A 24392-nucleotide genomic window follows, 5' to 3' on the forward strand; every position below is an offset into this window, starting at 1 on the left:
TCAGAATCATAGAAAACCGCCTCATAAGAACTTTATAAAGGGCTTTTTTACAAAAAAATAATACTTTTTACATCCCTTAAATCCGCCTTATTATTTCTTTTTGAATACATTGGGTGATTCATCTCTCCGAAAAATTTGCCTTTTTTTAATATGTATAAAATGGAAGAGTATTGCGCTTACATTAAGGCTCGGATATAATCTTTCTCATACGTGATCATGTCTTTAATATTAAACGATGTATCCACATGTTTAATTTATTTTTTATTAATAATTTCTTAACAACAAAAGCATCCCCTTTGGAAATTTCCTGTGTATTTACTATTGATGAAGCAACAGATTCTTAATTTAATTACGCGTTTTTGGGAAGGAAAACTTTCTAAAAATGATCAACATAAACTATTGTCCGACTTAGAAGATTCCAAACAACTTCTACTGGAGAAACTTAGGAACGATTTTGCAGCAGTACAAGAAAACGAAAAGTTGGCAACAGAGGAAGAGTATCAAGAGATGCTACTCGTTATTCATGAAAAAATGGGGGTGATCAAAGTATTACCTGATCGACGTCGTTTAAAAATAGGTTGGTCAATTGCCGCCTCCATTTTACTGGCAATGGGAATATTTGGGTATCACTTTGTCCAAACAAATTTACCCGGTCCCAGTACAACGGTACAAATACCAGAACCACTCATACACAAACTGGCCAACAGCAGTACAGATACGCTTACCTATAAAATGAAAGATGGGTCTCGCATCAGTTTATCCCCACATAGTACTATTTATTATACAAAAGGATATGGAGACACCGATAGAAAACTAACACTTATTGGAGAAGCAAGATTTAATGTTGCTCATGATGTACAACGACCATTTATTGTATCTGCCAATGGTTATACAACAACTGCACTTGGTACTGAATTTACAGTTGAAAGTTATACTAAAAGTAAATTATCGGTTAGGTTACTATCAGGGAAAATAGTTGTGAAATCAACGAATCGAAGTCCATTTGAAATGAAAGATCAGGTTCTCAAGCCTGGGCAACAGTTATTGATTGATGATCATCTTAAAACAGCTTTATTAGTTGATCGCCAAGAAAAAGTGGATAATTTGAAATTAGCGGGCAACGTGAAAGCAGATAAGCATGCACAGGAGAGCGGATTACAGTTTGATCAAATGCCACTTCCAGAGGTATTTTCTAAGATTGAAAATCTCAAGGGTGTAATCATCAATCTAGAAGAGGCATCTCTTGAAGGACTATCCTTTACTGGGAAATTTGAAGAACATTATCCACTGGATGTTATGTTGTCCATTATTTGTCAGATGAATGAACTTACCTATACCCACAGCAATAACAGCATAATCATTAAAAATAAAAATCAATAAAAGAAGTAAATAATACCGTTTAAATTTTAGTTCATGCGGTACAAACCACCTACAAATTAAAAGACTAAATGAAATGAAAAGAAACCCTATGAAGTTAAGAGCATTATTGACAATGCTATCGATCTCAGTTGCTCTGCAATCTTATTCCCAGTCCAGTGGGCAAATAAGAGGTACCATTATGGATAATAATGGTGTCGTCAAAACAGGAGCGACGGTTGTACTTTTAGATACGAAAGGACAAGTGGTCACAAGTATATCGACAGATCAAAAAGGTGTATTTGTATTTAAAGAATTAAATGAAGATGCTAAGTATAAAATAAAGGTTTCCATGATTGGTTACGAATCTTACCTTGAAGATCTCAAAGGGATAAAGAGCGGTGACAGTAATTCGATTTTGATTACTCTGAAAGAGCAACTTTCAGCCCTTAATGAAGTGGTAGTCATTGGTTACGGTCAGCAAAAAAGGGGAGATTTAACAACTGCGGTAAGCTCCTTACCTAATGTTGCAGAAAATGTTGCTCGTCCTTTGACGAATGTTGCAGACCTGATGCAAGGAAACGTGGCAGGTGTAACCGTGATGTCTGCAGGCGGAGATCCTTCGGCAATGCCTAAAGTGATGATTAGAGGAATGGGAACCCTAAACCCCGAATCTCCACTTTATGTAGTTGATGGAGCGCCCTATTATGGCGGACCTATCAATCCAAATGATATTGAAAGTATGGATATCTTGAAAGATGCAGCGTCTGCAGCTATATATGGAGCACAGGCATCATCTGGAGTTATCGTGATCACAACTAAAAGTGGTAAGGCTGGAGCACCAAAATTAAGTATAGATCTCTATCGCGGTTGGCAAAATGCGAGCAATCTACCTACTGCTTTGAATGCGACACAATATGCCCAGGCTTATAATGATGCCGCAAAAAGAGACGGAGTGAATCCTGCAGATGGTCATAATGCTACATTAAACCCTTGGGGACAGGAAACACGTACGAATTGGATGAATGAAATCTTCAGAACTGGTAATATTTTAAATGCAAATGCGCAGGTGTCTGGTGGATCAGACCGATCCAGGTATAGTTCTTCATTTGGTTATCACGATAAAGAAGGCTTATTGCTCAATACAGGTTACAAGCGTTTTGCTTATCGTTTGAAATCCGAATTTGATTTTTTTGATCGATTGACATTAGGACAAAATTTTTATGTCAACCATACTACCGCTCGAGGTACAAATACCTCAAGTAGTTATAGTGGATCTATCATCAATGCAATTTATATGAATCCTGCAGCGCCTGTTTATGATGAGAAAGGATTATTTCACGGTACTGTACCTTTTAATTTATCACAATTTTCATCTGCATATGGCGATACTTATAATCCAGTAGCTTTACTTCTACGCCCAACAGTTAACAATCCGACACTTAACCTCAATGGTAATGTTTTTGCCAAAGTGAATTTATGGGATGGTCTAACTTTCAAATCTAATTTTGTTTTGGATATCAATCGGTATTCTTTAAAAAGATTTGATCCCAAAATACCAGAAATTGGAAGATCAAATGGTAACAATTATTTGACTCAAGAAGAAGCACGTACGGATCGTTGGATTTGGGATCAGCAGTTGAATTATACCAAACGTTTTGGTGACCACCAGATTGATGCTGTAGCAGTATACTCTGCGCAGAAAACAAAGTATGAACAATACTATATTCAAGGAATGGGATTTGAACGGGAGGATGATTGGTATCAATATATCGAGAATGCACTATCTATACCAGGAATTCCAACAAGTGATGTTTGGGAAGATGCATTAACCTCAGCTATTGCTCGTGTTAATTACAATTATGCAGGACGGTATTATTTAGGAGCGAGTATCCGGCAGGACCGAAGTTCACGCTTACCAAAAAATAATCGATCGGACGTATTTACATCAATTTCGGGAGCATGGAAAATTTCTTCAGAATCATTTTTTAAAAGTGATTTTATTCATGATTTAAAACTACGCGCTTCTTGGGGGCAGATTGGAAATATTCAATCCGTTGATAAATATGCCTATAACCTACCTTTGAATAGCCGTACTGTCACACCTTTAGGTTCTGAGGGTCTTTTGGTACGTCATTTTGCATTAAATAAACAGGGTAATCCAAATCTGATCTGGGAGACTTCTGAATCATGGGATATCGGGCTAGATATGACTTTATTTCGTCAGTTGAGTTTTACAGCAGATTATTATCGTAAAAAGACCATCGGAATGATCTATGAAATTCAACCTGATCCACATTCAGGTATGCAGAGAGGCCCTACAAGTAATACAGGTGATATTATGAACAAAGGATTTGAATTCAGCACAAAATATAATCATCAATTTAGAGATTGGAAACTTGGCTTAAATGCTAATATCGCCTTCAACCGAAATGAGGTATTAAATATTGATGGGTTAGGAAGTGACTTTATTGAACACGGCGATAATGTTCGTGGCATATTGTCTCCATATCGTTCTACGCCAGGACAAGCATTATATTCATACTATTTGATTCCGAATAACGGAATATTTAATTCCGAAGCAGAAGTACAAGCCCATAGTATTAATGGCAAGCTTATTCAACCCTTTGCACGGCCTGGTGATTTAAAATTCGAAGATACAAATGGTGACGGGAAAATCAGTTTTGATGATCGTGTATATATGGGTAGTGCGGTTCCTAAGTTTACCTATGGTTTTGCCCTTAATTTAGATTATAAAAACTTTGATCTAAATGTATTAACCTATGGTATTTCAGGAGCAAAAATTTTTAACGGATATAAATTCACAGCCTACAACGCCGGTTTACAGGGGTATAATCTGGACAACCGTATTCTCAATGCCTGGACGCCCAATAATCTAAATAGTAATATTCCAGCTCTTTCTTCTAAAGATCCAAATGCTAATTACGGAACGATATCAGATTGGTACCTTGAGAGTGGCGATTATTTCCGTATAAAAAACATTACTATTGGCTATAACTTACCTAAGTTTTTGAACAAACTGCAATCTAGGATCTATTTTTCTGCTGAGAATCCGTTCACCTTTACCTCTTATTCAGGTATAGATCCAGAGGTCGGCAGTATCGGATTAGATGTAGCAAATTATCCTTTAGCCAAGACATACACGATAGGATTAAATGTTAATTTTTAAGAATGAAAATCATGAAAACACCATCCATAAAAAAATACAAATACATTACAATAGCATTACTGGGATTGAGCATAGGTATACAAGGCTGTAGTAAAAGTTTTACTGATCTGACTCCAAAAGGATCAATCACCAATGAAAACTTCTGGAAAACAGAAGCAGATGCCATCTTTGCCAGTAATGGTCTTTATGAACATTTCAATGACGATAATATGTTCGGAAGAGGTCTGTTTTGGTTTATCAACGCATCAGACGATATGGTAACAGGACGTACAGATGCAGGATCAGCAGCAGTGCGGAATTTTACAGCTACAGGTGCTGAAAGTCGTATAAATAGTATGTACAAGAAATTTTATCAGATCATACAACGTGCAAATACCATCATCACTAAAGTGCCAACTATGAGCATTAGCGATAATGTAAAAAACCGTGTATTAGGACAAGCATATTTCATGCGAGGTTATGCCTATTTCTATTTGTCACAATATTATGGTGATCAACGTGCCGGTGTTCCCATCGTTACTGATTCAAATATGAATGAAATTAAATTTGTACGACCGGCGCATGTGAAAGAGAATTTTGCGCAGATTGAAGGGGATCTTTTAAAGGCGGCAGAACTATTGCCACTTGTCAATACATATGGAGCAGATGATTTAGGAAGAGCACATAAAGACGCTGCCTATGCCTATTTAGCCAAAACAAATTTGCAATGGGCACGATATGACGAGAGTAAATGGACGCAGGTTGCTAAGTACTGCGATATGGTGACCAACTCAGGATCAGGCCGTAAATTAATTAATACAGGAAAACCAGAAACAGATTTTGCAAGTGTATTTTACATCGAAAATAACTTTTCATCTGAATATATCTTTTCAGTAGTTTCTAATAAAATTCAGGGTTCCATATTGCCGGCTGTATTATTCGAAAATACAGGTTACGGACTTTATAATGGTTGGGGATATTTTCACCCCACTTTGGAATTGTACAATGCTTTCGAATCAGGAGACAATCGTAAAAAGGCAACCATACTTGAATTTAACGATACATTTACGTTATTCGGATTGAATCGGAAATATTATTCGTCTAATTCTCAAACTGGTTTTCAGTTCAAAAAGTATATGCAACCTTTCCGTTTTCCAAAGGAGCAACATTTAAATCCAAGTGGAGATTACCCAACTTCTGATCTAAATATTCCTTTAATCCGTTATGCAGATATTCTTTTAATGAAAGCCGAAGCGCAGATTAAACAAGGGAAATCTGGAGATGTGGAGATCAATTTAGTACGTAACCGCGCAGGGCTTCCAGCATTAAGCGGCGCAACAATGGTTGATTTAAAAAGAGAACGTCGTTCAGAGTTTGCTGCAGAATATACCGATAGGCATAGTGACCTGGTTCGTTGGGGTGATGCTCAAGCTGCCTATGCACGACCAGCAACTGGAAGGCAACATAATGCTAAAACTGATCCAACCTCTAGCTACACCATAGTGCAAGTTTGGCCTGCCCGAACTTTTAATCCTGCTATTCATCATGTATGGCCAATTCCGCCATCAGATTTGAGTAATTCTGGGATTAGTCAAAATGAGGGATGGTAAAGCTATCCTACAAGTAATTTGAATCAACAAAGACGGCAGACTATAAAGATGCAAAAGATTGATGTGGTCTGTCGTTTTTTGTCCAATAGAAAGAATGAAAATGAAATTTGCTAAGTTATTATTAATACTGCCCTTAGTTGTTATAATCGTCCGGCTTGATGCACAGGAAACAGCTGCTAATCGTTTTGATAAACTCATGTATAGTACGCATCAGCAGCACCATGCACTTCGGGTCCGTGGTCATAGTCATAATGATTATGAACAGGATATTCCCTTGTTACGTGCTTACTACGCGGGAATGGAATCCATTGAAGCAGACCTATTCCTACGAGATGATACCTTATATGTGGCGCATGAGGCTAAAGATATCAAAATAGGACGAACCTTGGAAAATCTATATATTAAGCCTTTGGCAAACCTATTTAAACAAAATAATCTACATCCCTTTGCTGACAGCAGTAAAAACTTACAGCTGGTTTTAGATTTGAAAGAAGATTTTCAGATTATGATGCCAAAGTTAGTAAGCCTGTTAGAGCCTTATCGTTACCTAGTAGATTCTAAACAAAATAAACATGCCATTCAAATAGTAATCAGTGGCAATATGCCACCACCTGCTCTCTTTAAAAACTATCCAGACTACATATCCTTTGACGGTAGATTTGAAACCACATACACCAGCCAGCAACTGCAACGGGTAGCTATGATGAGCGATAACTTACGAACCTATACGCAATGGAATGGGAAGGGGGTGCCCACGAAGCAAGAGCAATTGAAAATAGAACAGCAAGGAATTAAGGCACGAAAATGGGGTAAACCATTTCGTCTTTGGGGCGCACCCGAGAGTGTCAATACGTGGATAGTATTAGAAAAAATGGGCGTTACCTGGCTAAATACAGATCATCCTGATGTGCTAAAAGCATATTTAGATGATTTGGAGAGTTCACGTTTTAAGGCAAATAACCCTTACGCTTTATATCAACCTACTTTTGCAAAAGATGGGAGTAAGGATACAGTCAAAAATGTGATTCTGCTAATTGGCGACGGTATGGGGTTAGGGCATATTCAAGCTGCTATGGTTGCCAACCGTGGTCAGCTGCATATGGCACAGATGAAATATTTAGGTTTTTCTTTAACAGCATCAGCTAGTCCAGGTAATACAGATTCAGGAGCTGGGGGATCAGCAATTGCTACCGGGCATAAATCATATAACGGTACGATAAGCGTAGATACATCTGGTAATCGGTTACTGAGATTACCAGAACTATTAGCAAGAGTTGGAAAGGTAAGCGGAATACTATCCACAGGGGATGCCTCGGATGCGACTCCCGCAGCATTTTATGCGTCTAATATAGACCGAAATGCATCTATCGCAATTACAGAAGCGCTCATCGAGAATAAGTATGTTAAGATATTGGCTGGTGAACTACCTGGACCTTATCGAGAAAAGGAAAGAAAAGATAAATTGGAAAAAAAATTAAATCAAGCCGGATATCAAGTTGTTGATAATCTAAGCGGATTAAAAAACGCCAAATCAGAGAAAACAATAGTCTATTTTGATGAACAAGATATGGTAGCTGTCAAAGATGGTAGAGGTAGTATTTTAAAAGAATTGCTCGCAATGAGCATCAGTAAACTTCAGGGTATGGGAAGTGGATTCTTTATCATGGCCGAGGGTGCTCAGATTGACTACGGCGGCCATGCGCGAGATTTAAATTATGTAGTAACAGAAGCTTTGGATTTTGATCAGGCAGTCGGCGAAGCACTTCGTTATGCTGATCAGAATGGTGAAACCTTGGTAATTGTAACAGCAGATCATGAAACCGGCGCACTTTCTTTGTTAGATGCCGATACAAAGACAGGGGCAATACAGGCCAATTTTGCATCTAATGATCATAGTGCAATGATGGTTCCTGTAATGGCTTATGGCCCCGGAGCTCAAAACTTTTTGGGTTATTATCAGAATACCGAACTTTTCAAAAAAATTGCTCAAGTCTTAGGCGCAATACAAAAGTAGTTGAATTGTCTCAAATGAGATTGTAAATAATAAACTGGGCAGTTCACTGTTATAAAATGCCCGGTTTATTATATAACCAAATATACAAAATCTGATACAATTGTGAATTTTCTAAAAATCACCTCTTCATAATGATAGCGTCACAGATAAGCGTATATTCTTGAGCATTTATCTATATCTTCTGGTTATTTTAGAAATAAGATTCTCCCTAAAGAATACAATCTTGCACATATACCTTGCTAAATAGTTACTTTAAACTGTTAAAAATCACTATATATAATATTTGTAGGTAGTTGTCGATTAAACTTTTGAGCATTAAAGAAGTCAAAACTATTATTAAAAAAGCACTTATTCAATTATTGAAAATAAGGAGCATTATGGTCAGCTTTTACAATTTTTAAGAATTAAGTGTAATTCAACCAAATAATATCATTTACATGCATAATTAGTAGAGTTTGGCTCGATATTTGAAGAATAATAAACAATCAAAACAATATATATATGATAAAAAGAGAAAGAACAAGAAAATCAAAAATTGAACAAAACCCATACATGTACTACATGACGAACTGGGGATTTATGGAAACGGAGATTAAAGAAGATCGTCCCGTAGCATTGAAGAAAGAAAACGATAAGCTTGAGAAATAATTCTCAACGCTTTTAAAACCACAAATTAGACACTTGCTTTTCCTAAACAGAAAGCATTTTGTGTTTATAGACCTTTCCCACTTTTATTTAATTATTTCAAGTATGTCAATGTCTAGTCAGAGTTGTTCATGTGTCTACATGTAAAAGCCGCTATAAAGATCAATTTATAGCGGCTTTTTATTTTTAGAACAATTTTGACTATTTCTTTGGTTCTAATCCTTTAGTCAGATCTTTTGCATGTTTTACTTTCTTATCTAATAATCCGAGCGCAATGACATCAGCCATTTCTGTTACATAGTGAAACTTCATGTCTTTGATGTAACTTTCTTTGATCTCTTCAATATCCTTTTGATTGGATTTACATAAAATAATCTCCTTAATATTTGCACGCTTAGCTGCCAATATTTTTTCTTTGATACCACCTACAGGAAGTACTTTTCCACGTAAGGTAATCTCACCTGTCATGGCTAAGTTTTCTTTCACTTTGCGCTGTGTGAATAGAGATGTCAATGCAGTCAACATCGTTACACCTGCCGAAGGTCCATCTTTTGGAGTAGCTCCTGCCGGTACATGAATATGTACATCCCAGTGATCAAATACCCGATAATCAATATTGAATTCTTCAGCATGTGAACGTAAATATGCCATAGCAATGGAAGCTGATTCTTTCATGACATCACCTAAGTTACCAGTTAAACTCATTTTTCCTTTTCCTGGGCTCAAACTTGATTCAATAAATAAAATATCGCCACCAACCGAGGTCCAAGCTAATCCGGTCACCACACCTGCCACTTCATTGTTTTCATAGCTATCTTTATCGAAAATAGGAGCCCCTAAAATTTCGACAAGATCCTTCTCATTGATATTGACATTATATTCTTTCTCCATTACAATACGAGTTGCAATACCACGTACGGTCGAACCTATTTTTTTCTCTAATCCACGGACACCAGACTCACGAGTATATTCTTCAATTATTCTTTCGATAATTTTAGGTTTCAGCGTTATATCTTTGGCTGTTAGACCGTGCGCTTCACGTTGTTTCGGAATGAGATGTTTTTTAGCAATCTCAATTTTTTCTTCGATTGTATAGCCATTGACTTCAATAATCTCCATACGATCCAGTAGCGCTGGTTGTATATTATTTAAGGAGTTTGCAGTAGCAATAAACATCACTTTAGACAAATCATACTCCATCTCTACGTAATGATCATAGAAGCTTGTGTTTTGTTCTGGATCTAATACTTCTAGAAGAGCTGAAGATGGATCGCCCTTAAAGTCTGCACTCATCTTGTCGATTTCGTCGAGTACAAAAACAGGGTTAGCAGCTCCGGCTTTTTTCAAAGACTGGATAATACGGCCTGGCATGGCACCAATATAGGTCTTGCGATGACCTCTTATTTCTGCCTCATCACGTACTCCTCCAAGTGCCATTCTTGTATATTTACGTCCCAAGGCCTTTGCAATCGATTTACCTAAAGATGTTTTACCGACTCCGGGAGGCCCTACCAAACATAAAATTGGGGCTTTCATATTGTTCTTTAATTTCAATACTGCCAAATACTCAATAATACGCTGTTTAACTTTATCCAATCCGTAATGGTCTTTGTCCAACACTTTTTGTGCTCTAGTTAGATCAAAATTATCTTTTGTAAACTCATTCCAAGGTAGGTCGAGCAATAATTCCAAATAATTGATCTGAACAGAATAGTCTGCTGCTGCAGGATTGATACGCGCTAATTTTTCGATTTCTTTTTCAAAATGTTTCGCTACAACATCATTCCATTTTTTCTTTGATGCTCTTTTTTTCAATTCAATAATTTCCAGATCAGGAGTATTACCACCCAATTCTTCTTGAATTGTTTTTAATTGTTGATTTAAGAAATAATCCCGTTGTTGTTTGTCCAGATCAATTCTTACTTTATTTTGGATTTGATTTTTCAATTCTAAAATCTGAATCTCAGAAGTCAACAATTCTAATAAAAGACGTGCTTTCTCATCTGCATTTAACAACTCTAACAATTGTTGCTTTTGAATCAAGTCAACATTGATATTCGAAGAGATAAAATTAATTAAGAAAGTAGGGCTTTCAATGTTTTTTATAGCAATACCAGCTTCACTTGGCAAGTTGGGCGATAATTGAATAATTTGAAGCGCCATTTCCTTTAAAGTCGCAATCAGAGCTTTGAACTCTTTAGTTGCTTTCGGTTTTTCTTCCTTATATTTCTCGACGTTTGCTTTAAGATATGGTTCTGTTTGAACGGCTTCAATTAATTTGAACCGTTGTTTACCCTGCAAGATAACCGTTGTGTTTCCATCAGGCATTTGCAGCACCTTAATGATATGTGCTACGGTACCTACTTGATAGAGTTCATCAATAGTTGGGTCTTCCATAGACATATCTTTCTGGGCAACAACTCCTATTGTTTTATCTCCTTGATAAGCATCTTTAACTAATTTGATGGATTTGTCACGTCCCACAGTTATCGGAATAACAACACCAGGAAATAAAACGGTATTGCGAAGAGATAAAATGGATAACGACTCAGGAATTTCGGCATTGCGCATGTCATCTTCGTCTTGTTGACTTAATAATGGAAAGAATTCGGTATCTTCAGATATAATGGGAATCGCCTGATTGAAATCAAATGTTTCGAATTTGCTCATATTATGTTAAGGTATATTTTTATTTTATGTCAGTTTATGACAACATGTCGTAAAACTGATAAAAAGTTATTTTAAAATTGTTATTGTAGGGTATTGCAAGTAAGATGCCAACCTATTATTTGAAAACTAATGATTCAATATTGCAGTGCATTAAGCAAAAAAGGCAGTCTATGTACTCCATAATGTCAGATTATTTAATTTAAATATTGTGTAAATAGGCATAATAATTGTAATATTGATGCAGGAATAGCGTTGTAAGTGGGAGCGTAATGGAAAAGGTTTTCAAAAATTACAGTAAACGCTTGAATATGAATTAAATACTTTAAAATGAAACGTAATTATTTAAATATGAATCTTAAATCAGTTAAATTAGGCTTATTTACTGGTGCATTTGCTTTGATGTCTCTTTCATCATATGCACAGACAGCAAAACAAGAGGAACACTCCAATCCAAATGTTCGTTTAGGGCAAAAAGCACTATTAGACGGTGATTTTAAAAATGCTGCTGTCTACTTAGAAAAGTCTTTACCTGCAGAGAGTAAAGATCCAGATGTATTATATATGTTGGGTTACTCTCAATTTCAAAATGGCGACTTCAAAAAAGCAGCAGAATCTTTTGGAAAAGTTGTTACGTTGGACAGTAAAAATGCAAATGGTTACTACTTTAAAGGAAAAGCTAATAATAATTTAGCAACTCAAACGTCAACAAAATTGAACAGTTCAGCACGTGAGTCGCTATTGAAGATTGCTATCGAAGATTATTCTAAAGCAATCGCTTTGAACGCAAATGATGTTAAATTATACCAAAACAGAGCATTAGCATACCGTGACTATGGAATTTTGGTAGGTACAGCGGGAGTGGCTAATTACAATAAAGCTGTAGCGACTGACGCTTACAATAATGCAGTAAAAGATTACGAAAAAGTATTGACTTTCGATGCTTCTCGTAAAGATATTCAAACGGAGATTAAAAAAGCTAAAATCTACCGTGATAACTTGAAATAGTATTTTCAAAACAGTAAAAAGCACTTTATGATTAAAAAACATAAAGTGCTTTTTTATTTTACATCCCTGCCATTAGGAGAGGTGATCGTTCATTAATGTGATTTTAACTGACCAGTAATCTTATATTGACTTTTGCCCAAGATGAGTATGTCTTGATCTTTTTCAATCTGATATAAGGAATCTACGTCGTAAATAAGTTTTTCATTACTCGAATATAAACTATTATCAACTTTTCGTTTGATAACAACTTGTTGAATCTTTCCTTTTAAATCATGCTCTACAGCTAAGTACTGAATTGCTAAACGATGATCCTTAGCTTGATAGATCGTTTTGCAATCTACTTCTTTAAAATCGTAGAGATTTGGATCTGCATCTTTGGTAATATCAGCGGCAATAAATCCACTTAATTCAGTGTGCCAGTTTGGAATCTTTACAGATTTAGTTTCACTATCCTCATCTTTAGCTACTGTCTTGACGACAGTGGGATCTAATTTTGTTAACTTTTCAATTTCAGCATTAAAAAATGAGTCCAAAGAAAGTGTGGATCCTTTGGCATGTTGGACCGATTTTTCGTTGCTACAGGACCAAAATAACAACACACTCCCTATAAATAGCAAGAGTGTGTTGTTGATATGTTTATTTTTCATATTAGTCTTCTACCAATACTTGACCATCCATTTGTAAAGGGATCTCAACTTTCAATAATTTCAATATAGTAGGTGCTATATCACCTAATTTTCCATCTTTTACTTTTTTATAATCTTTATCAATCAAGATGCATGGAACCAAATTCGTTGTATGTGCAGTATTGACGGAGCCATCTGCATTGAGCATAAACTCAGAGTTACCGTGATCGGCAATAATGATAAAAGAATAACCGTATTGTAATCCCTTTTCTACGACTTGTTTTGTACAATTGTCAACAGTCTCTACGGCTTTGACAACGGCATCGAACACACCTGTATGGCCAACCATATCTGGATTAGCAAAATTTAAACAAATAAAGTCCGGTTGTGCTTCTTCCATATCTTTTACGATAGCATCAGTAATGCCTTGGGCAGACATCTCAGGTTGCAAATCATAGGTCGCTACCTTTGGCGAAGGGATCAATAAACGACGTTCACCATCAAATTCTTGTTCACGTCCTCCTGAAAAGAAGAAAGTAACGTGCGGATATTTTTCTGTCTCGGCAATACGTACCTGTGTTTTATGATTTGCAGCCAATACTTCACCAAGTGTATTGGTTAAATTGTCTTTGTTAAAAATAACCTTTACATTTTTAAACGACTCGTCATATGCGGTCATCGTGACATAGTACAGGTCAAGTGGCTTTAAATCATACTCTGGAAATGCTTTCTGTGTTAAAGCTACTGTAATCTCACGTCCACGATCTGTTCTAAAGTTGTAACAGATCACGACATCACCATCCTGAATGGTTGCCATAGGTTGACCAGCAGCATTGGTTAATACAAGAGGTTGAACAAATTCATCTGTCACTTCTTGATCATATGAATGTTGTATAGACTCCAAGATGTCTTTGGTTGCCGTACCTGTACCATGTACCATTAGATCGTAAGCCAACTTCACACGTTCCCAACGATTGTCACGATCCATGGCATAATAACGTCCAATAGCGGATGCTAGCGTACCTACAGATTGTGGTAAGAAATCTTGCAATGCTTTAACATAAGTAATTCCAGAGTTTGGATCAGTGTCACGACCATCTAGAAATGCATGAATAAAGACTTGGTCTGAATGTAACCCAGCATATTTAGCCGCGTCACATAGACCTCGCAGATGGCTCGTGTGCGCATGAACGCCACCGTCTGAAAGCAATCCTATTAAATGTACTTTTTTATTATTGTTCAAGGCATATTTAAAAGCATCTTGAATGGTTGTATCGGTATTGAATACACCATCTCGAACTGCTTTGTGAATGCGACCTAGTTCTTGATAGACAACACGGCCAGCGCCTAAGTTCATATGTCCTACTTCAGAGTTACCCATCTGACCTTCAGGCAAACCAACAGCTTCACCTGAAGCTTCAAGTTTTGAGTTTGGATAGTTTGCTTTTAAATAATCGAGATAGGGCGTATGAGCTGCAAATGCAGCATCAGATTGATCTTCTTTTCCGTATCCTAATCCGTCTAGGATTAATAGTGCTACTTTTTTTTCCATAATGATATAAGCAAATATAATTTAAAACAAGTGATATTTCAAGGCTATACGTGCGGTATTAGAAAATTAATGTTTTTTCAATGTAAATTTCCGTAGATTTGGCATTGTTTATGTAACTCATCTACTAAAATCACAACAGTTTAGTCTACCAGCAATAACTATTTAAGTAAGTTCCTGGACTACATCAGGTTTAATTATCTACATTAATGAAAAGAATTATATTTTTTATTAGTATTTTCATGTGCATGAGCGTGTGCGTATTTGCTAATCATATGAGAGGAAATAATGCTATTTTATGTTATCAGTCATTTATGATGACACCTAACATGGCGGACATAAATGATACCCTTCTGATCGAACTTAAAACTGGAAATGCGAAGAATATAGCACGATTTTTCGCTTCAAATATAACATTGTCAATTTTGAATGAAGATGGTCTTTATTCAAAATTTCAGGCCGAAATGCTGTTACAAGGTTTTTTCTCTAAAAATAAACCTAGTGCAGTAAAATTACTACAGAAAATTACAAATAAAACCAATTATAGTTACTACGTCTACCAGCTTTCAAGTAACAAAAATTTATTTCGAGTTTTTATTAAAATCAATTTATCAAAAAGTGGGCAGACAATCGAAGAATTTAGAGTTGAAAAACAGGCCTCTAAATAATATTTCGAAATTATTTTCTTGAATAAAATTTAAATTTCCATCTTCGCTACATTATTAGTGACAACTCAAGATGGAAAAAAGAGAATATATTAAAAAATTTGTTCACGATGCAATACTAGAAGATGTTGGCGATGGCGATCATACAACACTTTCAACTATTCCAAAGGATAAAATTGGTGAAGCCAAATTAATTGTCAAGGAAGATGGTATTTTAGCAGGTGTAGAGGTTGCTTTAGAAATTATCGAGCAAATTGACCCGACGCTTACTTGTGAAGTCCTTATCCAAGATGGAAGTGCTGTACAAGTAGGTGATATCGCCTTATTCTTAAAAGGAAAGATCCATAGTATTTTAATTGCAGAACGTTTGATCTTAAATGTGATGCAGCGTATGAGCGGAATAGCTACGACTACTCACCGTTATGCCAAGTTGTTGGCAGGTACAAAAACGAAAATATTAGATACTCGTAAAACAACTCCCTTACTTCGTTTGTTAGAAAAAGAAGCAGTCAAAATTGGAGGGGGCACCAATCACCGTTTTGGTCTGTACGATATGATTTTGATTAAAGACAATCATGTGGATTACAGCGGAAGTGTAACACAGGCTTTAGCTAGCGCTAATGCTTACAGAGCGACCTTGAATAAGCCTATTGAAATCGAAATTGAAGTTAGAAATTTTGATGAACTAGCTGAAGTTATTACCTTTGGGCATGTTGATCGCATCATGTTGGATAATTTCAGCCCTGCGGATGTAAAGAAAGCAGTCGATATCATTGCCGAAAGATTTGTTACTGAGGCTTCTGGTGGAATTACAGAAGAAACGCTTCAAGCATATGCAGCAGCAGGGGTAGATTACATTTCAGCAGGAGCTTTGACACATTCTGTCAAAAGTTTGGATTTAAGTTTAAAAGCCAAATTAATTTAGGATTTAACAATAATTAATGATTTCTATTTATTTAGTAAGTGCAGTATTACTAGCTTATTTATTTGGATCAATCCCTACTGCGGTATGGTTTGGACAAGCATTTTATGGTGTTGACGTAAGAGAATACGGTAGTGGAAATGCTGGAGCAACTAATACTTTTCGTGTTTTAGGGCCCAAAGCAGGTGCTGTAGTGATGTTTGTTGATATTTTTAAAGGGTTTACATCTACGAATTTAGCTTATCTAATAGAAGCTGGTCAGAGCACCAGTAATGTACAATTTGTCAACTATCAGTTGGCGTTAGGGGTAATCGCTGTCTTGGGTCATTTATTTCCAGTATTTGCTGGATTTAGGGGAGGGAAAGGAGTTGCCACTTTATTTGGTATGATACTCGCTATTCATGCGCCAGCCGCATTACTTTGTGTGAGCATATTTATTATTATTTTATTGACCACACATTATGTCTCGTTAAGTTCGATTATGGCTGGTTTCACTTTTCCATTCAGTATCGCATTCTTATTTAAAACATCTATTCCATCAGTTTTACTCTATGGTATCGCGATCTGTGCGCTGATTTTAATCACCCATCAAAAGAACATCGAGCGTTTGCTGAAAGGACACGAATCTAAAGTTTACCTTTTTAAAAGGAAAAAGAATATTTAGGCATAGGAATTGCATTAGTTACTTTATAATGCAATGTCTAACAATTAACATATGAAAAAGGTTTTTAAATATACTAGTATGCTCTTGATAGGAGCTACTTTAGCTTCATGCTCTACTGTTCCGATCACAGGGCGTAAACAATTAAGTTTAGTCAGTGATAGTCAGATTCAAGAGCAAGCGGCATCTTCTTATAAGCAATTTTTAAATTCCTCAAAAACAAAAGTAATTACAGGTACTAGTCAAGCCACATTAGTTAAAAAAGTTGGCAACAAGTTGGCTATAGCAGTCAATCAGTACCTGACCCAACAGGGGATAGCAGATCAGTTTAATTTCAATTGGGAGTTTAACTTGGTACAGAGTGATGAGATCAATGCTTGGTGTATGCCTGGTGGAAAAGTAGCTATTTATACCGGTATTCTTCCAGTTACACAAAATGAAACAGGTCTTGCGACTGTGATGGGACACGAAATCGCGCATGCGATCGCTCGTCACTCAATGGAGCAAATGTCCAGACAATATGCAACACAGGCATTAGGAAATGTCATTGGAGTCGCAACATCAGGAACAAGTTATGCTGGTGTTATTAATAGTGCATATGGCATCGGTGGCCAGCTGACTTCTCTGAAGTATTCTCGCGGAAATGAATCGGAAGCTGATCATATGGGGCTTGTCATCATGGCCATGGCGGGTTATAATCCAAGTGAAGCTGTCAAATTTTGGGAACGTATGGCAACCGGTGGATCAAAAGGAACACCAGAGTTTCTAAGTACACACCCAAGTGATGCTAGACGTATCAGTGACATTCAAAAGATGCTACCAGAGGCATTAAAATATTACAAAAAATAACACTTTAAAAGTACTAATATAAAAAAGAGGTTTACGAACCTCTTTTTTTGTGGCGTTCGAGCTGCTTATACCTTGATGCTTGGCTTAATTATTGTCAACTTTCATTGATTCATATTAAAATATAAAATTATGGGAATGACTGATTTAATAACAGGTGGCCTTGGAAATAAAATGGCCGCAGGATTGTCTAAAAAGTTGGGGATTGACTCCACTAAAGCAACTTGGATCTTAGCAATAGCAGTTCCTCTAATTGCGGGCGCAATTAAATATAACCAAAGTAAAGGAGATGCCAATCATGTAAATGGTTTTGCCGAAGCGTTGGACACCAAACATAATGGAGCAATCTTAGATCATGTCGATGAAGTCATCGAACAAGGACCTACAGAAGATGGCAATAAGATCGTACAGCACATCTTTGGCAGTAATGCTGAATATGTAAGCTCAAATCTGGCTACGAAAAGTGGATTTAGCTCTGCGCAGATCACAGGAGTATTGGCTACTTTGGCACCGATCGTGATGGGGTACTTAGGTAAAGAAAAGGCAAATCATGCACAAAGTGGTACCAGCAATCCGTTAGGAGATCTATTAGGTGGGTTTTTAGGTGGAAATTCTAACGCTGGAGGTGGAATAGGGAGTATAATAGGAAATATATTTGGAGGGGATGAAAAAGCAGAAGGAGCAACAGTTTCATCCGGTGGAGGATTGACCGATAAGATCTCTGATTTTTTTGACAAAAATAAAGATGGTAGTGCCATTGATGATATCGTTGGTATGTTCACCAAAAAATAAGCGAACGATAAAAAACGTTTTGCTGTTCCAATTGTTATTTTAGTAAAGATCAAAATATACGATTATGGATAATAGGAATAAATATGATTCTGCTACTGTTGCTTTAGAAAAATTGAAAGAGGCTGGTTATGTGATTGATTATAATATAGAGTTAGAACCTTTAATTGCTAATCCATCCAATTATAAGATTGACTATGTATACCGTTATGAAGGAGATTCAAATCCTGATGATGAAAATACGGTCTATGGTATTGCAGAAAAGAATAGTTTAAATAAAGGTGTCTTTGTGATCGGCAATCTATCCTTTGTAGAAGGGAAAATTCGAGATGTTATTATTAATCTAGAAATTGCCCATAAGCAAGAAATATAAAAATAGGGGCCTAGGCCTCTATTTTTAGATTCATACAAGTCACTAATCCGTATATAAATTAAGATGACCTAGTTTTTAAAAATTATGGATCACTAGACTTCCTCTTTCTTCATCTTTGACAATTTTTATTGACGCTGGAATACGCTCTTGTAGTTCATCTACATGGGAAATGATGCCTACAATTCTATTTTCTTTATGAAGGGCATTTAGCGTTTCAAAAATGAGGTTAACAGAATCAGTATCTTGCGTACCAAATCCCTCATCAATAAAAAAGAAATTCTTTTCATTTCGATTTAGACTACGTGTACTTTCTGCTAATGCGAGTGCCAAACACAAGGATGCCTGAAAAAACTGACCTCCTGATAATGTTCTGACTGATCGGGTTTTACCTCCATTAAGATGATCTATAACTTCAAAATCATTATCTGCATTGATCATTAATTTGAGATGACCTCTTGTCAAACGTTCGAATCGTTGATTGGCAATCTGACATAAATCTTCTAAATATTGCGTCGAGATATAATCTACAAATCCATTTCCTTTAAATAGATTAGATAGTATATTTAGATTCTTACTTCGCAGTATGTGCTTATCCAGTTCACTTTGTAACTGTATTTTTTCTGCATATTTCTTTTTCGAGATGATAAGTTGATCCTTTAATGATTGCAGCTGACCGATCAATTTGTCCTTGACATCTTTGGTAAGCTGTAGTTCTTGACTTACGGTATCTAGTTGCGATATATCAACTGCTTCTTGCTTTATTCTGTCCTCTAGTTGTCGTATTGCTGTTTTTACAATAGCAAATTGTTCTTCAAACTGTTTAATTCGGGATTCTTCATTTTCCAGATCATACTGCTGTTGCAGTATTTGCTGTATCGCCTCCGTAGATTCAAAACCATGTACCTGTAATAATTCAGCTATCGATTTCTGATAAGATTCAATTTTTAAACGTGTCGTGTCTAATTGTAGCTGCAGACTCGTAGTATGCGTAGATTGCGTTGCTATCGCAACATTTAATCGATTAATTTCATCAGATAAGTTCTTGAATTCTTGCTCTGTAGCGATGATAGACTGAACTGATTGTGCAATTGTATTTTCAATATCGGAAATGGGCATGAGCTGAAAATCGGGTAGGTTCAGCCGTTTGATCAATTGCTGATGACTCGAAGCGCGGCCCTCAATTGCCGATTTAGATACCGCAATATTAGTCAGCACCTGATTATACTTTTCCTTTTTAGCCTTTAATTCATTCAATTCATCTTGTAACAAGCTTAAGTTGCTTTCTGCTACTGTACAATTCTGCTCTATCGTGACCGCTTCCAACTGCCATTGGTCAAATGCCTGACGGTCATTTGGCTGAAATGTGGTCCACGTAAATTGTTTAAGGTGGTCACTCAAATCGATAGCTATAGTGTCCAACTTGGCGGTATTTAAATCCACATCTTTCTGCAGATTTGACAACTGCGCAGCGAGTTGAATAAACCGCTGTTTTTGTTTTTGAATTTGAACTAATTCAGCAATCACATTTGATTTTTCAGACTGTAATGAATTCAATAATGAAGACAGGTCTTCAGTTTGCATGATATGAGGGTGGTGTTCAGATCCGCATAGTGGACAGGCTTCACCTGCTGTTAATGCATGAGAATAACTCGCTAATTGTTGTTGGACCTGAGCCTTATTTTCATCGGACTGTATCATCTCCAACCGTTGGTTTGCCGTTATTTCTTGATCATTCAATTTTTCATTCCAATTGGATGGATCTAGATCTTCCTGTTCAAATTGCAATAGAATAGCTTGCAGTTCTTTTTTCCTAGTCAGCAATTCTACCTGAAGCTCACTTTGGCTTTTAATGAACAATTCATGCTTGGTATACCAAGCATGAATTGCTACGAGTAGGTTACCTGAAATACGTTTTTCCTTTAATTTTATTATTTCCTGCTGTTTTTCCTGAATGAAAACTTGTTTTTTCTGGATTTCTTGTTCCACATCATGAAGAACAAGCTTGCCCTTAGCTAATCGATCATTATCTTTGCTAATATCACCCTGCAATTGTAGAACTTGAACAATATTTTTAAGATCCTCGACTTCTAATTTTTTATGATCAAGCAGATTGAAGTCACCTTCCACCAGTTTGTATCGACTATTTGCATGGATCAATGCGCCCTGCACAGTATTTAATTGTAACTGTGCACTGTTTACATCTTCTTGCAATTTTGATTCTTCGCTAAGTTCCCTAGCAACGCTATCCAATATATTTTTGAAAATTCGCTCTACTTTCTGAAAAAGCTGAATCTGAGTTTTAAGCGTTTCAATATGAACCTGCTCTGTACTTAGTTGCGCAAAAACCGCTTTCTTTTTTGCAATTTCAAAATGAAGCTGTTGAACCTCTAATAACTTTTGATGATGTTGCTCCAACAGTTGGTGTTTTTTGGTCACATCAAGGAGATCCAATTCTTCTTTTTCCAACTGTGTAAGTAAGTCCGCAATGCTTTCTTCGGTATAGTCTTCCAATGTCTGAACCGCCCCTGAAAGATGTTGGAGTTTCAAGTCTGTTTCTTTATTGAGAGCAGCAACTTTATAAAAAAGGTCATAGTGATCCAAGTTGAAAAGTTCTTTCATCATACTGGATCGTTCGGCACCCTTAAGCTCAAGAAATTCCTTGAATTGTCCCTGTGGAACAATAACAGTACGATTAAAGTTTTTGTAAGAGATGCCCAGTATTGTTTCAGCATCCGTACTCTCTAGTGGTATCTTTTCTTCACCATCAAATACATAAGCTTTTCGTATAGGAGTGGTGACTTTATCAAACTGTTTACCATTTCTTCTCCAAGATGCTTCAAATGCATATTTTTTATTTTCCTTGCCGATAAAGTGAAATTCGATTCTAAGCAGGTTAGCATTCAAATTCATCATATTATAGGCTCTATTATTACTGTTTAGCCGATTTGTATTAGCAAATAGCGCGAAAGTAATGGCTTCTAGGATCGATGATTTTCCTGATCCGACTTTTCCAAAAATACCGAAGAGACCGGCGGAAGTCAAGGATGTAAAATCTATTTCCTGTTTCGTCTGATAGGAGTAGAGTCCTTCTATCGATAGATATAGTGGCAACATATGACTAATTCTCCTTTTCGTTTTGAGTTCCTAATACTTCATTAAATAGTGCTAACAATTCTTCCGATGGCGCTTGATCATTATTTCTGTGACGGTAATAATCGGCGAAATTTTCGTTAATGCTCTTACTTCTTCTGGATACGAGGACTTCTTGTTGTCCATCACGGCGACTATGTACTTCGGGAATGAGGTAGATTATACCGGGATGACTGTCTTCAATACGTTTTCTTTCGGCCTGTGTCAACGATGTTTCGGAGACAAGTGTTAGTTCAACTAAACTATCTTGATGATCTTGTAACCACTCGATAGCATCCGATACCGCATTAAATTTTTTACGAATTAATTGCTTACCAGATCGTAAGGCAATGGTTTTATAAGTAGCTTCTTTTTGAGGTTGAACAGTCACGATAACAACATGTTTATCTTGTCCAGCTTCTGAAAAAGAATAACATAGGGGGCTACTTGAATACACAACAGGTGCTTGATGTCCACCGATTTCCTGATAGCGATGAAGATGACCAAGTGCCGTATATTGTATTTGTGAAGGAATACAATCTGTAAAAACAGTATCAGCAAAACCAATACGTAAAGGTTTCTCTCCCTCGGGTTCTTCTAGGACAGGACCACCTTTTTTGTTCATGTATAAATGTGATACTAAGATATTGGCACCGTTGGAATCGCAATATTGGTCGGCCAAAGATTGCCATTTTTGAGTGATTACTTCATTAAGTCCCAACTGTTCATCTTCTCCTAGATATTCTTTTAACCGATGTTCATTGGCAAAAGCCGTTACGATAACCCGAAGAGGAAAATCTAGATGGGACAATTTAATTTCAAGAAAACCGACATCACCTTTACTAATCTCAAAACCATTTTCAATCTGATAAGGGGCAAATCGCATATTGGGCCTACCGGCAAATAAAATACCGCAATCCCTTGCCAAACTATCTGGTGCATCTATACGATCAGGAGAGTCATGGTTGCCTGCAATAGCAATAACTGGCCTAGTGCCATTATTGGTCAGGCGTTTAAGTGTTTTATAAAGCAGTTCTATAGCTTCTACAGGAGGGTTAAAGGCATCAAATAGATCTCCGGCAACAAGAATAACGTCTACTTGCTCCTGATCTGCGATTGCAATAATTTCTTCCAATACTGCTTTTTGTTCATCAAATCTGGAGAAATAATCCAATCGTTTACCTAAATGCCAATCGGCTGTATGTAAAATTTTTAGCGACATGTTTTATGCGTGAAAACTTAAAATTACCTCGAATTTTCTATAAAAAAGAAGTTAATTAATATTAATATCTATTTTGCTGATTCAGAATAAAATGTATTTTTGTTTCTTATGCATATAACGAAAGATCGCAATCCATATCCTTTTTTGGTTTTTAACCTTGTTTTAACCTTATTTTTTAGCATCCTGCACCAGGATTGTCAAGCTCAATTGAAAGCTATAAAAGGACAGACCGCTTATCCATTTTTACTCAATCTGCCAGAAGGAGAGGCTACTACAAAACAGCCTATTCTTATATTTTTACACGGAAGAAGCCTTTCAGGAACCAACTTGGACCGTGTCAAAAGGTATGGCGTATTGTATGCAATGGATAAAGGGCAAGAAGTCCCGGGGATAATTATAGCTCCCCAATCTAGAGGTGGCTGGGATCCTGACAAAGTCATGGAGATCGTGGATTATGTGATCGAGCATTATAATGCAGATGCAGATCGCGTTTATGTTTGTGGCATGAGTATGGGAGGTTATGGAACCATGGATGTAGCAGGAAAGTATCCTGATCGTATCGCAGCAGCTGTAGCCATATGTGGTGGAGGAAGTGTTAAATATGCCGACAATCTAAGTCAGGTACCCCTATGGGTGCAACATGGTAATCGTGATCGAGCCGTACCGATGTCCGAGTCAAAAAAAATCGTCAATGCCATAAAAAAAGCAGATCCTGAGGCTGATGTTACCTTAACGATTATACCAGGAGGTACACATGGAAGTGTAGAAAATTTGTTCCATAAAGACGAAATCTACAACTGGCTTTTTAAACATAATCGCAAAGGCACCTAAACAATAACTCCTATTTTTTGTTTTGAGTTATGTCAAATATTACACAAGAGGGTAATATTCAAATTTATTTTCAATCTAAATTACAAGATATCACAATCGATTGATTTGTAATTTTAATAATACTTATTGACGTTCAATAGAATTATTGTAAAACCATATGTTAAATTTTGTTAAATTTTCGGATTTCGTAATTATTTATGATTTTAACAAAGAGCTCAACAAGTAAACACTCTTGTTAAGAGTATATTAAGTTTTTGTTAAGTGCTTCCAATGTTAAATTCTCTTTTTACTTTTGCGGCATAACTATTAA

General features: G+C 36.5%; 18 protein-coding genes. 13 read left to right on the plus strand and 5 right to left on the minus strand.

Going from position 1 to position 24392, the window contains the following annotated elements:
- Positions 1-324 precede the first annotated feature (324 nt).
- The 5 genes from MUB18_RS14925 (at position 325) to MUB18_RS14945 (ending at position 8797) form a co-directional block, all read left to right on the plus strand.
- Entirely contained in the window at positions 325-1380 is a 1056-nt protein-coding gene (locus MUB18_RS14925) for a FecR family protein (RefSeq protein WP_248753665.1), read from the plus strand.
- An 88-nt stretch (positions 1381-1468) separates the two neighbouring features.
- On the plus strand, positions 1469-4546 hold the full coding sequence (locus tag MUB18_RS14930; protein ID WP_248753666.1) for a SusC/RagA family TonB-linked outer membrane protein: 3078 nt from the start codon (positions 1469-1471) through the stop codon (positions 4544-4546).
- Between the two features lie 11 nt (positions 4547-4557).
- Positions 4558-6135, plus strand: coding sequence for a RagB/SusD family nutrient uptake outer membrane protein (locus MUB18_RS14935; protein WP_248753667.1), 1578 nt, complete (start codon positions 4558-4560; stop codon positions 6133-6135).
- Between the two features lie 100 nt (positions 6136-6235).
- The gene (locus tag MUB18_RS14940; RefSeq protein WP_248753668.1) at positions 6236-8149 is read left to right on the plus strand and encodes an alkaline phosphatase; all 1914 of its coding nucleotides are present in this window, start codon (positions 6236-6238) and stop codon (positions 8147-8149) included.
- Between the two features lie 501 nt (positions 8150-8650).
- Positions 8651-8797, plus strand: a complete 147-nt coding sequence (locus tag MUB18_RS14945; RefSeq protein ID WP_021190220.1) for a hypothetical protein — start codon at positions 8651-8653, stop codon at positions 8795-8797.
- A gap of 198 nt (positions 8798-8995) precedes the next feature.
- Here the strand turns inward: MUB18_RS14945 and lon are convergent, their stop codons facing one another.
- Positions 8996-11464 carry an endopeptidase La gene (lon, locus tag MUB18_RS14950; RefSeq protein ID WP_094772152.1) on the minus strand — a complete coding sequence of 823 codons (2469 nt, stop codon included), beginning with the start codon at positions 11462-11464 and terminating at the stop codon, positions 8996-8998.
- 327 nt (positions 11465-11791) lie between these two features.
- On the opposite strand from lon, the gene MUB18_RS14955 reads away from it, so the two are divergent.
- The gene (locus MUB18_RS14955; RefSeq protein ID WP_045753075.1) at positions 11792-12469 is read left to right on the plus strand and encodes a tetratricopeptide repeat protein; all 678 of its coding nucleotides are present in this window, start codon (positions 11792-11794) and stop codon (positions 12467-12469) included.
- Between the two features lie 92 nt (positions 12470-12561).
- Here MUB18_RS14955 and MUB18_RS14960 read toward each other — a convergent pair whose 3' ends face one another.
- Both MUB18_RS14960 and gpmI read right to left on the minus strand, forming a co-directional pair.
- A complete protein-coding gene (locus MUB18_RS14960) occupies positions 12562-13116 on the minus strand; it encodes a hypothetical protein (protein WP_248753669.1) in 555 nt (184 codons plus the stop codon).
- Between the two features lies 1 nt (position 13117).
- A complete protein-coding gene (gene gpmI / locus MUB18_RS14965) occupies positions 13118-14650 on the minus strand; it encodes a 2,3-bisphosphoglycerate-independent phosphoglycerate mutase (protein ID WP_248755933.1) in 1533 nt (510 codons plus the stop codon).
- 269 nt (positions 14651-14919) lie between these two features.
- Here gpmI and MUB18_RS14970 point away from each other — a divergent pair, with 269 nt between their 5' ends.
- From MUB18_RS14970 to MUB18_RS14995, 6 genes are all read left to right on the plus strand, one after another.
- Positions 14920-15312, plus strand: coding sequence for a DUF4783 domain-containing protein (locus MUB18_RS14970; protein ID WP_248753670.1), 393 nt, complete (start codon positions 14920-14922; stop codon positions 15310-15312).
- A 70-nt stretch (positions 15313-15382) separates the two neighbouring features.
- Positions 15383-16234 carry a carboxylating nicotinate-nucleotide diphosphorylase gene (gene nadC / locus MUB18_RS14975; RefSeq protein WP_045753073.1) on the plus strand — a complete coding sequence of 284 codons (852 nt, stop codon included), beginning with the start codon at positions 15383-15385 and terminating at the stop codon, positions 16232-16234.
- A 16-nt stretch (positions 16235-16250) separates the two neighbouring features.
- Entirely contained in the window at positions 16251-16895 is a 645-nt protein-coding gene (plsY, locus tag MUB18_RS14980; RefSeq protein WP_045753072.1) for a glycerol-3-phosphate 1-O-acyltransferase PlsY, read from the plus strand.
- Positions 16896-16946: 51 nt separating this feature from the next.
- Positions 16947-17741, plus strand: a complete 795-nt coding sequence (locus tag MUB18_RS14985; RefSeq protein ID WP_045753071.1) for a M48 family metallopeptidase — start codon at positions 16947-16949, stop codon at positions 17739-17741.
- A gap of 135 nt (positions 17742-17876) precedes the next feature.
- A complete protein-coding gene (locus MUB18_RS14990; protein ID WP_248753671.1) occupies positions 17877-18530 on the plus strand; it encodes a DUF937 domain-containing protein in 654 nt (217 codons plus the stop codon).
- Positions 18531-18594: 64 nt separating this feature from the next.
- Entirely contained in the window at positions 18595-18900 is a 306-nt protein-coding gene (locus MUB18_RS14995; RefSeq protein WP_045753069.1) for a hypothetical protein, read from the plus strand.
- A 75-nt stretch (positions 18901-18975) separates the two neighbouring features.
- Here MUB18_RS14995 and MUB18_RS15000 read toward each other — a convergent pair whose 3' ends face one another.
- Together MUB18_RS15000 and MUB18_RS15005 are read right to left on the minus strand one after the other, a co-directional pair.
- Entirely contained in the window at positions 18976-22014 is a 3039-nt protein-coding gene (locus tag MUB18_RS15000; RefSeq protein ID WP_248753672.1) for an AAA family ATPase, read from the minus strand.
- 4 nt (positions 22015-22018) lie between these two features.
- Positions 22019-23251 carry an exonuclease SbcCD subunit D gene (locus tag MUB18_RS15005; protein WP_248753673.1) on the minus strand — a complete coding sequence of 411 codons (1233 nt, stop codon included), beginning with the start codon at positions 23249-23251 and terminating at the stop codon, positions 22019-22021.
- A gap of 108 nt (positions 23252-23359) precedes the next feature.
- Between MUB18_RS15005 and MUB18_RS15010 the strand changes: the two genes are divergently transcribed.
- Positions 23360-24082, plus strand: a complete 723-nt coding sequence (locus MUB18_RS15010) for a prolyl oligopeptidase family serine peptidase (RefSeq protein WP_248753674.1) — start codon at positions 23360-23362, stop codon at positions 24080-24082.
- Positions 24083-24392 lie beyond the last annotated feature (310 nt).

Source organism: Sphingobacterium sp. PCS056, assembly GCF_023273895.1.
GTDB lineage: Bacteria > Bacteroidota > Bacteroidia > Sphingobacteriales > Sphingobacteriaceae > Sphingobacterium.